This is a genomic window from Candidatus Poseidoniia archaeon (assembly GCA_030748895.1).
Classification (GTDB): domain Archaea; phylum Thermoplasmatota; class Poseidoniia; order MGIII; family CG-Epi1; genus UBA8886.
The window spans coordinates 77524-90364 of sequence record JASMLC010000001.1; the positions used below are offsets into that span (position 1 = coordinate 77524).

Sequence of the window (12841 nt, forward strand, 5' to 3'; positions counted from 1 at the left end):
CGGGGGCTGCGCTGTCGCGCTATTAAGTGCTTTGCTGGCTGAGTTCCAGCAGCGCCGGACTCGGCTCGGCGCAGCAGTACCAGCTCTCGGAGAGCCGCGGTCCCGCCGCCGCCGCCATCGTAGGCGGCGGCGCCTGTCCGGCAGCGGAGCGCGCCACGCTCCAGAGCGCGTGGAACAGCGTCGCATCATCGCCACCCTCTTCGGCGACCGCAACCGCCTCGCGGTGCAGCGCATCCATGCGCGGGTCGGGGTGCTCCCAGCGATGGCCGAAGTCAGCTGCGCTGAGTCCGCGCAGGTGCGGCGCCATCCCGGAGTGGTCGAGCAGCGCCGACCCGGGCGGCAGCAGCAGCCGGATGGTGAACTGCACCGGCTCGATGGCCCCCACCAGCGCGTTCGCGGCGGCGAACTCGAACAGCTCCAGATAGTCGTCAAGCGTCGTCCACGGTGTGAAGGCGACCAGCGACGGGCGCATCGTAATCCCCGCCGCGCGCGTCGCCGCCAGCGCCCGCTCGACGTCGAAGCGCGTATGCCCCTTGTCAAGGATTTCGAGCACGCGGTCGCTGAGCGACTCGACCGCCGTGACGATGAACAGGCAGCCGCACTCGGCCAGTTGCGGAAGCAAATCGGCGAAGCGCAGCAGGTGCTCGACCTTGGCGGTGACGTCAAACGTCAGCTGCGGGAACTCGGCGTGCAGCGCCTCGGCCACCCGCAAGGCGTGCCGCGGGCCGTTCAGGAAATCGGGGTCGCCGAAGGTGATATGCTGCGCCCCGCCGGCCACCTGCTTGCGCACCTGCTGTAGCACGTTCTCGACGGGAACCGCGAAAAAACGGCCGTTGTAGACCGGCGTGACTGGACAGTGGCGGCAGGTGTACTTGCACCCCCGCGTCGCCTCGGCGAAGCCAGCCGGCGCGGAGTGGCCGTTGTCCAACAACTCGGCGTAGCCGCCCGCAAGGCCGCTGCCGTCGGGAACCGGGTAATCCGGCCGCGCCAGCAGCGGTGCTGCCGACATTGGCGCAGATTCGCCCCGCGCCAGCGCCTCACAGAGCGCAACCAGCGCCTGCTCCGACTCCCCGCCAAGGCAGCTGTCGGCAACGTTGGCGAGCAGCCAGTCGCGGTTGAGCTGCGCGTAAAGGCCATGGAAGCAGATGTGCACCGCCGCGTTCAGTTCCCGAACGCGCCGGGCGACCGGCACCGCCAGCCGCAGCGCGGTGTGCATCGGGACCGAAATCGCAACCAGCTGCGCCTCGCGCACCGCGCCCTCGTCCAGCTCGCAGGTCGCCAGGTCCGTTACCCGCGGCGCGAAACCGGCACGCCGCAGGAATGCCGCCGGCCAGGCGATGCCGGCCGGCGCATGCCCTAGCTCGTAGCACGAGAGTAGCAGGATGCTGCCGTCGCCGTGCATAGCGGCCGCGGTGGCGCTCAAACCTCGAACGCCGCTGCGTCGGCCGCCGCATCGCCAATGGCGCGTAGTCGCGCGAACTCGAAGATGCCGCTGTTGTGCCCGTCGCTGAAGTCGAGTCGCACCGCGTAGCGCCCGATGCTGGCGGTCGAGGCGACCGTGATGTCGGCCGGAACCTGCTCTGGCTGCAGCAGTTTCTCGCCCGAGAACTCGTCGACGCAGCCAGCGCAGGGGCATTCGCTGCGCAGCGTGTGCGCCGGGATAATTTGCTCGGCACCGTCGCGCCACTTCACCTGCACCGCGCCACCCGCCACCACCGCCAGCTCCTGCGGCGCGGCCGGGTTGAGCGCCTCGCCCAGCGCCGTCGCAGAAGCGCGCGCCATAGCCTCGCCCGCCAGCGCAGCGAACGCGTCGCCGATTTCGCCCTCCGCGATTGGCTTGCCGGCGTCCATCGCCGCGGCGATGCTGGAGTTGAGCGGGATACGCGATAGCAGTGGAATGTCCAGTTTCTGCGCTGTGGCTTCGCCACCGCCTTCGCGAAAGATGGGATCGCTGTGGCCGCATTCTGGGCAGTGGTAGTAGGCCATGTTCTCGACGATGCCGAGTATCGGGACCTTTACCTGCTGGAACATGTGCAGCCCCTTCTCGGCAATCGTGTGCGCCACCTCCTGCGGCGTCGTGACGATGATTGCCCCGGAGAGCGGCACCGCCTGCGTCAGCGTCAGCTGGATGTCGCCCGTCCCCGGTGGTAAATCGACGAAAAGGTAGTCGAGTTCGCCCCACGCTACCGCGCTCAGGAACTGCTGCACCAGCTGCGACGCAATCGGCCCACGCCACACCAGCGGCGTTTCCTTCGTGGTCAGGAATCCCATCGACATCACCTTGAGGCCGTGCGCCGCGACCGGCTCAAGGACTCCATGCAGGCTCCCCGCCAGGCTATGGTCGCGCAGGCCAAGCATTCCCGGCACCGACGGGCCGTAGACGTCGATGTCCAGAATCCCGACGCGCGCGCCAGCCCGCGCGCAGGCGAACGCCAGGTTCACCGCCACCGTTGACTTGCCGACGCCGCCCTTGCCGCTCGCGACTGCGACAATCTGCTTCACCTGCGCCAGCGCGGCGGGCGTCGTCTGGGACTCGAGCGCCGGCAGCCGCGGCACCTCCCACGCCGTCTTGATATCGACGTCATCGACGCCGTCGAGCGCCAGCAGCGCCTCGCGGCACTGCCCCGCCAGCGCGTCGCCGTGCGGGGACGCGGGCGACGGCAGCCGCAGCGTGAAGCGCACGCGGCTGCCGCTAGCGGTCAGCCCGCGCACGTAGCCCAAGCTGATGACGTCCCGCTTCAGCAGCGGGTCTCTGACTGCGCGCAGCGCTTCTTCGGCTCCCATGGGCGGCACCACGGGACGTCCGTTGTATTTGGAGTTTTTCGTCAAAATGCTGATAATGACTGCGCGTTACGGCACAATGTTCTTTTTCGTCAACATTTTGCGTCCGGCGGTGCCACGGGCGCCGCCGGGCAGAAAAGGTTGGTTGACGGCGATCCCAGATTCCCGTGGGCTCTCGCACCACAGTACCGCCAGAAACGCTGGTGGACTTAACTTCCGTGTTCGGAATGGGAACGGGTGAACCCCACCGCTATGGCCGTCAGACCATCGGCTCGACCTTGGGGGGGTATTTAGAATTTAGCGCCCGGCGCCCGCTGGCATCCGCATTTCAGGCTTCGGCGGCCGCTTCGCGCACCTGCCGGATGCGCTCGGAAGCTTCGCGGCGGGCGATGCGCTCCTGCCGCCGCGACTCGACGCGCTCCATGATGAGCTTCATGTACATCGCGTCGTGCTCCATCAGCGGCGAGTCGGAAATCATGATAACGTTGTAGTCGTTCTCGAGGATTACCTCGGCCAGATGCTCGAACTTGATTTCGCCCCGCTTGACCGGAGCGTAGTGCCGCTCGTTGCCGTCGACGTCGAACTCGACTCCCGAGAAGTGGCAGTAGAACTTGTCGAGCCCGAGGTTGGCCTCGAAGAAGTCGAAGACGCGCTTGAAGCTCTCGCGGTCATTGAGCCAGCGGTTACCGCGTGCGTGGAGGTGCGGCCAGTTGATAATCGGCACCAGCCCGCGCACTCGCTGGCAGAGCTCGGTGATTTCGCGCAACGTGCCGAACAGGTCGGGTCGCCCCGAGAGCTCGACACCGATGCGCGGGCGGAAGTTGTGCTGCAGGTAGTGGTTGCGCAGCTCACGGAAGGCTGGCACCAGCGCCTCGATCGCCTCGCGCGAGGAGAAGTCATGGTAGGGGCCGATGTGAGTGACGATAGTGCGCGCGCCAATCTTCGTCCCGATTTCACCGGCGAACTGCAGGAACTTGCTCGACTTGTTACGCATGTAGCCATTGCCAAGGAAATCCATGTAGTAGGGCGCGTGGATTGCCATGTAGATGTCGAGCGAGTGGGCAATCTCGCCCAGCTCCTCGAAGTCATCCAGTTCGACGACCGCGCGGCCGCGCACCAGCTGGATTTCCATCGCGTGCAGTCCCAGCGCGTGGATATCCTCGATGCCGTCGCGGACGGTGCGTCCCTTGCACGAGAGCGGTATCCCCGCCGGCCCGAAGCGAATCATGGTTCGGCCCGCAAACCGGGGTTCTATTTTACCTGTTGGCCGTTTTATAACGGAGCGCCGACTGCCGCGGCCGTGAGCACCCCCGCACGGGAAGCGAAGTGGCAGCAGCGCTGGGACGCTGCGCGGCTCTTCGAGGCGGAGCCCGACCCCGGGCGCGAGAAATATTTCGTCACTTTCCCGTATCCCTACGTCAACGGCTACCCGCACCTGGGGCACGGCTTCACGCTCCTGCGCGCCGAGATGATGGCACGCTACCAGCGCATGCGCGGGCGCAACGTGCTGTGGCCCTTCGCATTCCACTGCACCGGCACCCCCATCGCCGCCGCGGCGCAGCGCGTTGCCGAGCAGGAACCGAGCCAGATGCGCGCGCTGGAGCAGATGGGCATCACCGGCGAGCTGGCGGAGTCGCTGGCGGAGCCGCAGGCGTGGTTCGAGCACTTTCCGGAGCGGTTCCAGCAGGACTTGCAGGCGCTGGGGCTGGCGGTCGACTGGCGCCGCAGCTTCATCACCACCGACCAGAACCCGGCCTACGACGCGTTCATCCGCTGGCAGTTCAACCGGCTGCGCGAGGGCGATTACCTGCGCAAGGGGTCGTTCCCGGTCGTCTGGTGCCCCGAGCGCGAGACGGTCGTCGGCGACCACGACCGCGTCTCGGGCGAGGGCGAGACACCGCAGGAATACTGCCTGCTCAAGTTCCGCGGCGACGCCGGTACGCTGGTCGCGGCGACGCTGCGGCCCGAGACGGTCTTCGGGCAGACCAACCTGTGGGTTGACGGCAGCGGCACTTACGCGCGAGCGCGGGTCGACGGCGAGGAGTGGATTTGCTCACAGCAGATGCCGGCCAAGCTGCGGTTGCAAGGGCACGCGGTCGAGGAACTGGGCACCATCACGGGCCGCGAACTTATCGGGCAGCGCTTTGCGGCGCCGGGGGTCGACCGCGAGCTGATTGTGCTACCGGCCGATTTCTGCGACGCCGCCATCGGCTCCGGCATCGTGACGTCAGTCCCGAGCGACGCGCCGGACGACTGGCAGGGGCTGGCGGACTTGCAGGAATCGGCCGCGCTCTGCGCCAAGTGGGGTCTGGACTATAAATATATAAAAGAAATCGAGCCGCTCGCCATCATTGATTCGGGCGAGCTCGGGACCGTTCCGGCGCCCGCGCTCTGCCGCCAGATGGGTGTGCGCGACCAGCATGACCGCGCCCGGCTGGAGGAGGCGAAGCAGCAGCTCTACCTGCACAGCTTCCAGCATGGCGCGATGCTCAAAACGGTCGATATGGGCTGCGCCGGACTGCCGGTGGACACGGCGCGCGAGAAGGTGCGCGCGGCGCTCATCGCCAGCGGCGACGCCGCGCGCTACTACGAGCTGACCGGGCCTGCACGCAGCCGCTGGCTCACCGACTGCACCGTCAAAATCGTCGAGGACCAGTGGTTCCTGAAATACGGCGACGAGGCGTGGACCGCGCGTACCCGTGAGGCGCTCGATGGCATGACGCTCTTCCCGCGCAAGGCGCGCGCGCAGTTCGAATATGTGCTGGGCTGGCTGCGCGACTGGGCCTGCGCGCGCGAGCAGGGCTTGGGAACGCGGCTGCCGTGGGACGAGAAGTGGGTCATCGAGTCGCTGAGCGACTCGACCATCTACATGGCCTACTACACTGTCGCGCATCACGTCAACTCGCTGCCGGCCGCAAAACTGGGTGGGGAGCTTTTCGAGGCGCTCTTCGGCGACGGCGACCCCGCCGTGGTACCGGGCATCGACGCGACACAGGTGGCCGCATGGCGTGCCGAATTCGAATACTGGTACCCTTACGACTTGCGCGTGAGCGGCAAGGACCTTATCCAGAACCACCTTTCGTTCAGCCTGTTCAACCACACCGCCATCTTCCCGCCCGAGAAGTGGCCGCGCGGTTTCGCGGTCAACGGCTGGGTACTGGTCGACGGCGAGAAGATGTCCAAGTCGCGCGGCAACATCTACACCATCCGGCAGCTGATTGACCGCTACGGCGCCGACGCAACACGGCTGACTCTTTGCAACTCCGGCGAAGGGCTCGATGACCCCAACTGGGAAGCGAGCTTCGCCGACACCGCCGGCCGCAAGCTGGAACGCTGGCTGCGCTTTGTCGCCGCCAACGCCGGCAGCGGACGCGACGAGCCGCACCCTGCCGACGACTGGTTTGCGGCGATGCTCTCGCAGGCTGCGCACGGCGCGCGGCGGGCGTGCGACCGGATGCGCTTCCGCACGGCGATGCGCCGCCTTTTCTTCGAGCTGCCGCGCCACTACCGCTGGTACCTGCGACGCTGTGGAAAGCCACGCAGGGACCTGCTCCACGACTATCTTTCGACCGTCACGCGCGGGCTGGCGCCGATAGTGCCGCACCTGTCCGAGGAGGCATGGGAGCTACTCGGCGGCGACGGTTTCGCCAGCGAAGCGTCCTACCCGGACGGCGATCCAGCGCCCGCGACGCTGCTGCGCGGCGAGGCGCTGGTCCAGCGCACCCACGCCGACATTGAAGCCATCCTGAAAGTGGCGCGCATCGAGTCGCCGCAGGCGATTACGCTGCTGGTCGCGCCCGACTGGAAGTGGCAGGCCGTCGGACTCGCTGCCGGACTGGCCGACGAGCGTGGCCGCGTCGATATGCAGCCGCTGATGAAGGCGGCGATGGCCGCGCTTCCCGCCGCGACCCGGAAGGAGGCGGCCGCCTTCCTGAAGCGATGGGTGATGCAGGAAATCCCTGCGCTCGGCCCCGGCTGGGCGGCGCGCTACGCCGAGCAGCTCGACGAGGAGGTGGTGCTCGAGCAGGCTTCCAACTTCCTCGCCGCAACGTTCGGCTGTGAGGTGGCGGTTGCGCCTGCCGGAGACGCGACAGGTGGAGCCGCCGGGAAGGCGCGGCAGGCGGCGCCGCTGCGGCCCGCTATCTTCGTGAAATAGTGATAGTGTCCCAACGATTATCGTTTTGCAATCTATATATATAGCCCCCGACTCGGCCGGCCCCCGGGTTTCCTGCCGGGAGTGATCACCATGACTCAACAGCGACAATCGCTCAAAGTCCTGCTAGCCACTGCGATGCTGCTCTGCGGAGCATTCGCGGGGCTGCTTCTCGCAACCAATGCGAGCGCGGCTACCTACGACCGGGACGGCTTCGTTCTGGCTGACGGCGCCGGCCTTTCTGGCGCGACAGTCAGTGCGTTCAACAGCGCTACCGGCGCGGTAACGAACACCTCAACGCTCGAAGACGGCTGGTACAGCCTCGACAACCTCGAGGATGGCGACTACCAGTTCGGTTACGAGATGGCGGGCTACCTCGCCGTCGTGAACGACGTCACCGTCGACGGCAGCGGCAGCATGGATGATGTTATCTTGGTCGCCACGATGGGCGGTTCCGACAGCTTTGCCGGCAACGTCACCGACGGCTCCTCGGCAATCGAGGGCGCCAGCGTCACGCTGGCAGGCGAGGAATCTGGCGACGACTGGTGGGGCGGCAGCGCCGCTTACGAGCGCAGCGCAACCACGGACGCCGACGGAAACTACAGCTTCAGCGGACTCGCCAACGAGTCCTTCACGCTGCGGGTCACGGCTGCGGGCTACTATTCCTCAATTAGCAGTTCAGCAAATGTCGTGCTTTCAGTGGTCAACGATGACAACCTGAAGTATGTGCGCATCCTTGACGGCGACGGCAACACGCTGCGCGACGCCGAGGTCATGCTCTACGAGGCTTCGACCGCCACCTGGGGCGCGGCCGAGAAGCTGGGCGGTGCGACGCACGTCGTGCGCCCCAGCGCAGCGAGCAACGGCAACTACATCTTCGCGTTCCACGCGGACTACGCCACCGGCGTAACCGTGGCTGGCGACGGCGCGGGCGAGAATCTGGAAATCGTGCTCGACACTGCTTCGAGCGGTACCCGGGTTGCGGCGCTGCCGGGCGTCCCCGCAGTCACCTCGAGCATTCCGGTAATGGACGTCAGCGGCATGACTGTGCTGCTGCAACTCAACCCCGGCCCGACGGCTGACGTCGTGGTCACCAGCGAGGCGAACATGCTCGCCGGCGCGTATGTCGTCGCAGTCGATGAAGCGGTCAGCTTCTCGGCGGCCGGCGCGAGCGCGACGGTCGGTATCACGCAGCTGGAGTGGGACTTCGGCGAGGGCGGCGCAAGCACCTACGGACAGGAAGAGCTCAACCATTCCTGGAGCGCGGGCGGCAGCTACACAGTCAACCTGACCGCGATGGACCAGTACGGCAACGTGGACACCGCCAACGTCACAATCCTGGTTGACGGCAGCGCGCCCACTTCCAACTTTACGACTACGGTCAAGGCTTCCATTGACGACGAAGGCGCAGCCTACAATGACACCAACGTCAACGAAGACACCTCGACGCTGGTCTTCAACGGCTCCGGCTCGAGCGACGGCGAGAGCGAGATTGCCTCCTGGGTGTGGGACTTCGGCGAAGAGGGCAGCGACAGCGGCTCGGTCGTCAGCAAGCAGTTCAGCGAACCCGGGGAGTATGAGGTCACGCTCACCACCACCGACGCGGCTGGCAACAGCGCCTCGGATTCGGCAACAATCATCGTGAACGACGTCACCATCCCCGACGCCAAGTTCACTTACTACTACGACATTAACGGCAACGGCACCATCGAGGCAGATGAACAAGCCTTGCAGAAGGCAATGGAGGGCGCTCCGGTAATCTTCAACGCCTCGAGCACCGAGGACAACTTCGACTCACTGGCTGACCTCACCTTCAACTGGGTGTTCGATGACGGCATGAGCGATTCCGGCGCCGTGGTTGAGCATGTTTACGCCGAGCTGCAGGAAGGGGGGTTCAACGTCGTCCTGACGGTCACCGACCGCGCTGGCAACGAAGCGGTCTTCGGGGCGCTGGTCGAGCCGGCGACGATGGTGCGGCCTGACCTCTTCATCTCCTCGCTCAACTTCACCAGCGACTCCCCGCAGGAGGGCGACAACCTCGTGATGGAGGCAACGCTCAAGCTGCTGCAGGAGAACATCTCCGGTAGCTTCAACGTCGCATTCTACGCCGACTCGATTGCAGCCGGCAACGAGTTTGCTAACATCTCGGTCGATGGCGCTAACCTCAGCGCCGGTATCGAGCACTCATACACGCTAACGGCTACGTGGAGTAACATCCCCAAGGGCGAGCACACGATTTTTGTCGTGGTCGACGCCGCTAACGTAATCGACGAGGGCGTTGAGAAGAACGAGCTGGTGAAACTGGTCACAGTCAAGGCTGCCGATGACGGCCGCGACTGGACCTCAATCGGGCTGATTGCTGCCATCGTGATGGCGGTCTTCGGAGCGCTGGGCTACATCTACCGCGACCAGATCTTCGGCAAGTAAACGCACCGCGCCTGCTGCTTTAGTGCCCGCGCGAAGCCATCTTCGTTTCCAGCGCCGCCTCTTCCAAGCCGTCCATCGCGCTGCCGAGGTCGTCCGAGACTTTCGCCACGACGTGTGGGTCGTCGAAGTGCGCGGTCGCCTCGACGATGGCGCGCGCGCGCTCGGCCGGGTCGTCAGACTTGAAGATGCCCGAGCCGACGAAGAGTCCGTCCATCCCGAATTGCATCATCAGCGCCGCGTCGGCCGGCGTCGCGATACCGCCTGCCGTGAAAGTGACGACCGGCAGCCGCCCCAGCTTCGCGACCTCGTCCATCAGCTCGGCGATTTCAGCCTCGATTTCGCTGCGCGGCATCTCGAACGGAGTCGCGCCAGCTGAAGAACCGAGGTTGGTTACCACCTCGCGGTCGAGCTCGAAATACTTGTCAACGACGCGGGTCGCCATTGCGGCGCGGTCGTCAGATTGCTGCACCGCTGCGATTTCGGCGTCGAGCAGCCGCGCGTGGCGCATCGCAGCGACGATGTTCCCCGTCCCCGCCTCGCCCTTGGTGCGAATCATGGCCGAACCTTCCCAGACGCGGCGCAGCCCCTCACCGAGCGAAGTGGCGCCGCAAACGAACGGGACGGTGAAGTTGCGCTTGATGACGTGGAAGTAGGGGTCGGCCGGCGTCAGCACTTCCGACTCGTCAATCATGTCCACTCCCAAAGCTTCGAGCACGCGCGCCTCGGCGGTGTGGCCGATACGGCACTTGGCCATCACCGGAATCGTGGTGCAGTCGATAATTTCGCGAATCTTCTGCGGCTCCGACATGCGCGCGACGCCGCCTTCGGCACGGATATCAGCCGGCACGCGCTCGAGCGCCATGACTGCGACGGCGCCGGCGTCCTCGGCAATCGCTGCTTGTGCAGCGTCGGTTACATCCATGATGACTCCGCCTTTCTGCATGCGGGCGAAGCCGCGTTTCACCAGTTCCGGGCCGTGTTGCAGCGAATGCAAATCAAGTTCGAGTGGCATGTTATGCTTCTGGTGGACCGGGCGGGATTTGAACCCGCGGCCTCCGCCTTGCGAAGGCGGCGATCTTCCGGGCTGATCTACCGGCCCACTCCCGCGGCGGCAGTTCCCGCCGGCAATAAGGTTTCACTTGTCGCTACGCCGCCAGATGTTCCTGCGCCGCCTCTGCCAAGGCATTGAATAGCTCTTCATCATCCACCGACTCATAGCCGCCACCCCTGGCGACGTGCAGGATATCCACTTCGAGCACATCCTCACCGCCGTCGGCGGGCGACATCACCGCATACTCCTCGCCTTCCATCTCGAGCGTGCCGTGGACCCGGAAGCGGTGCTCCCGCCCCTCGGAGTCGGTCAGCACCTCGATGTCGCCACCGTCCGGCGCTGCGGGAGCGTCCGCCGCCGCCTTGCTGCCGCCGAGGAACGGCAGGCTCCAGCCGCCCGCTGCGTCAGCGACGCTGATTTCGCGCCCCATCGCTTCGGACCAGCCGTTGATAATGGCCTTCTGGTCGAATCCCGAGGCGGCTTCGAGCTTGCTCCAGTTGTTGATTGCCCAGGGCGACCTCTCGAACTTGTCGGACAGGAGCCTCAGGAACATGCGCAGGTCGTTAGGGTTAGCTGTCCCGATTTTCAGCCGGAGGTAACAGTTGCGCGGGACGCCGTAGAAGCCCTTGTATTTCTGCGCTGAAAGTCGCGCCTTGAAACCGGCGAAGCGGAAGGCGGCGGTCCAGTTCATCTCGTCAAAGCCGCTCTCGCGCAGTTTCACCTTCGCGTCGGAATCGATTTCCTGCGCGCAGGCCCAGAAGGCGTCGAAGAAGTCGGTCAGCCAGACCAGCCCGAAGGTGCCCCGGCCGACTATCTCTAGCTGCCCTTTCTGTAGCAGCTTGCGCTTCGCCAGCGGGTGCTTTTTACGAGGCTGCGCCAGCAGGGTCACGACGTGCATTGTGCCGGCAGCATGGGGCTGGATAAAATGGCTCCGTCGCGGACCGCCAGCTTTAATTAGGTCCCGGTACCGGCCGGGTCGGCCTGCGGGCCATTACGGTAATCACTTTATCGACTCTCGGCAAAGAGTCCTGGACCAGACGTTCGGACTTGCTTGAGAGAGGCTCAGGCCGCACAAGCAAAAGGTGGAAAAATGACAGACCCCAACAGTAGTAAGTACGTTATCCAAGCCAGAATCACGGCCAGCGGCGTGGTTGAGCGATCAGACGTTGTCGGTGCAATTTTCGGTCAGACCGAAGGGTTGCTCGGCGACGAACTGGACCTCCGGGACATGCAGAAATCGGGCCGTATGGGCCGTATCGAAGTGGACATCAAGAGCACCAAGGGCAAGTCCACAGGTGAAATTACCATAGCCTCCAGTATGGACCAGGTGGAGACTTCGGTCTTTGCCGCCGCGCTCGAGACAGTCGAGCGCGTCGGTCCCTGCAAGGCGACCCTGAAGGTACTCAACCTCGAGGACAGTCGTGCTGGCAAGCGCGACCAGATTATCGAGCGCGCCCGCGAGCTGCTGCTCGGCATCGTGACCGAGTCCCGCAGCGCCGGAGTCAACATAACCGACTCCGTCAGGCAGCTAATCCAGACTGATGAAATCGTCACCTATGGCGGCAAGCTCCCCGCGGGGCCCAATGTCGATAAAAGCGACGCCATCATCCTGGTCGAGGGACGCAGCGACGTCCTGAACCTGCTGCGCCACAGTATCAAGAACGCTATCTCGGTCGAGGGGACCAACATCCCCAAGGAGATTGTCGAGCTGTGCAAGTCACGCACCGTCACTGCTTTCGTCGATGGCGACCGCGGTGGCGAAATGGTCCTGCGCGAGCTGTTTCAGGTCGCCGACGTTAATTACGTCGCGCGCGCACCCTCTAACACCGAGGTCGAACATCTGGGTCACAAGCAGATTATGAAGTGCCTGCGCGACAAGTCGACTACCGAGCTGTTCAAGGACCAGAACAAGTGGGCGCAAGATGGCAAGAAAAAACGCTCGCGACGTGGCGGACGCAAGTCGAAGACCAGCAAGGACACGAAAGCGCCCGCAGAGGCGCCAGCCGCTGAGCCCGAAGCGGCGGTGGAAGAGCCCGCAGCCCCGTCTGAGGCACCTGCAGAGAAGCCAGCCGCTGAGCCAGAGGCAGTCACGGCTGCCGCCCCCGCAGAAGCACAGGCACTGCTCAAGCACCTTGACGAGCTCAAGGGCAGCAAGAACGTGCGGTTGCTCTCGGGCGAGAAGCTAAGCGACGAACTCCCGATTACCAAGCTGCAGGAAAAGCTGCAGTCGAAGGGCAACAACGGCGTCACAGCACTGGTGATGGACGGTATCATCACCCAGCGGCTGGTCGACCTCGCCCCCGAGGCGGGCATCTCGACCGTCGTTGCCGAGAAGAAGGGACCGCTCCCGCGCAAGCCGGTCGGCCTTTCACTCTACACCCGCAGCGACCTTAGTTAAAGCGGCTCAGCCGCCTTGGCAAATGGTTAAA

General features: G+C 65.1%; 8 protein-coding genes, 1 tRNA gene and 1 rRNA gene. 3 read left to right on the forward strand and 7 right to left on the reverse strand.

Going from position 1 to position 12841, the window contains the following annotated elements; translation table 11 throughout:
- Positions 1-22: 22 nt before the first annotated feature.
- From QGG57_00400 to QGG57_00415, 4 genes are all read right to left on the reverse strand, one after another.
- A complete protein-coding gene (locus tag QGG57_00400; protein ID MDP7006646.1) occupies positions 23-1423 on the reverse strand; it encodes a CUAEP/CCAEP-tail radical SAM protein in 1401 nt (466 codons plus the stop codon).
- Entirely contained in the window at positions 1420-2784 is a 1365-nt protein-coding gene (locus QGG57_00405) for a P-loop NTPase (protein MDP7006647.1), read from the reverse strand. The genes QGG57_00400 and QGG57_00405 overlap by 4 nt, the downstream gene beginning before the upstream one ends.
- Positions 2785-2924: 140 nt before the next feature.
- Positions 2925-3045 (reverse strand): 5S ribosomal RNA (gene rrf, locus QGG57_00410).
- Between the two features lie 64 nt (positions 3046-3109).
- Positions 3110-4009 carry a TIM barrel protein gene (locus tag QGG57_00415; GenBank protein MDP7006648.1) on the reverse strand — a complete coding sequence of 300 codons (900 nt, stop codon included), beginning with the start codon at positions 4007-4009 and terminating at the stop codon, positions 3110-3112.
- Positions 4010-4081: 72 nt separating this feature from the next.
- Between QGG57_00415 and leuS the strand changes: the two genes are divergently transcribed.
- Together leuS and QGG57_00425 are read left to right on the forward strand one after the other, a co-directional pair.
- Complete coding sequence (leuS, locus tag QGG57_00420) at positions 4082-6937, forward strand: leucine--tRNA ligase (protein MDP7006649.1); 2856 nt, start codon at positions 4082-4084, stop codon at positions 6935-6937.
- 90 nt (positions 6938-7027) lie between these two features.
- On the forward strand, positions 7028-9361 hold the full coding sequence (locus tag QGG57_00425; protein MDP7006650.1) for a PKD domain-containing protein: 2334 nt from the start codon (positions 7028-7030) through the stop codon (positions 9359-9361).
- A gap of 19 nt (positions 9362-9380) precedes the next feature.
- Here the strand turns inward: QGG57_00425 and pdxS are convergent, their stop codons facing one another.
- From pdxS to QGG57_00440, 3 genes are all read right to left on the reverse strand, one after another.
- Positions 9381-10346: a pyridoxal 5'-phosphate synthase lyase subunit PdxS gene (pdxS, locus tag QGG57_00430; GenBank protein MDP7006651.1), complete on the reverse strand. Its 966-nt coding sequence runs from the start codon at positions 10344-10346 to the stop codon at positions 9381-9383.
- Between the two features lie 37 nt (positions 10347-10383).
- Positions 10384-10460, reverse strand: a tRNA-Ala gene (locus QGG57_00435).
- Between the two features lie 46 nt (positions 10461-10506).
- Complete coding sequence (locus tag QGG57_00440; protein ID MDP7006652.1) at positions 10507-11310, reverse strand: DUF1292 domain-containing protein; 804 nt, start codon at positions 11308-11310, stop codon at positions 10507-10509.
- A gap of 192 nt (positions 11311-11502) precedes the next feature.
- Between QGG57_00440 and dnaG the strand changes: the two genes are divergently transcribed.
- Positions 11503-12810, forward strand: a complete 1308-nt coding sequence (gene dnaG, locus QGG57_00445) for a DNA primase DnaG (GenBank protein ID MDP7006653.1) — start codon at positions 11503-11505, stop codon at positions 12808-12810.
- Positions 12811-12841: the final 31 nt, after the last annotated feature.

Bases quoted from the DNA above. Each gene is read 5' to 3' on its own strand.
- QGG57_00415 (MDP7006648.1), bottom strand. From the start codon at position 4,009: ATGATTCGCTTCGGGCCGGCGGGGATACCGCTCTCGTGCAAGGGACGC.
- QGG57_00425 (MDP7006650.1), top strand. From the start codon at position 7,028: ATGACTCAACAGCGACAATCGCTCAAAGTCCTGCTAGCCACTGCGATG.
- QGG57_00405 (MDP7006647.1), bottom strand. From the start codon at position 2,784: ATGGGAGCCGAAGAAGCGCTGCGCGCAGTCAGAGACCCGCTGCTGAAG.
- QGG57_00440 (MDP7006652.1), bottom strand. From the start codon at position 11,310: ATGCACGTCGTGACCCTGCTGGCGCAGCCTCGTAAAAAGCACCCGCTG.
- dnaG (MDP7006653.1), top strand. From the start codon at position 11,503: ATGACAGACCCCAACAGTAGTAAGTACGTTATCCAAGCCAGAATCACG.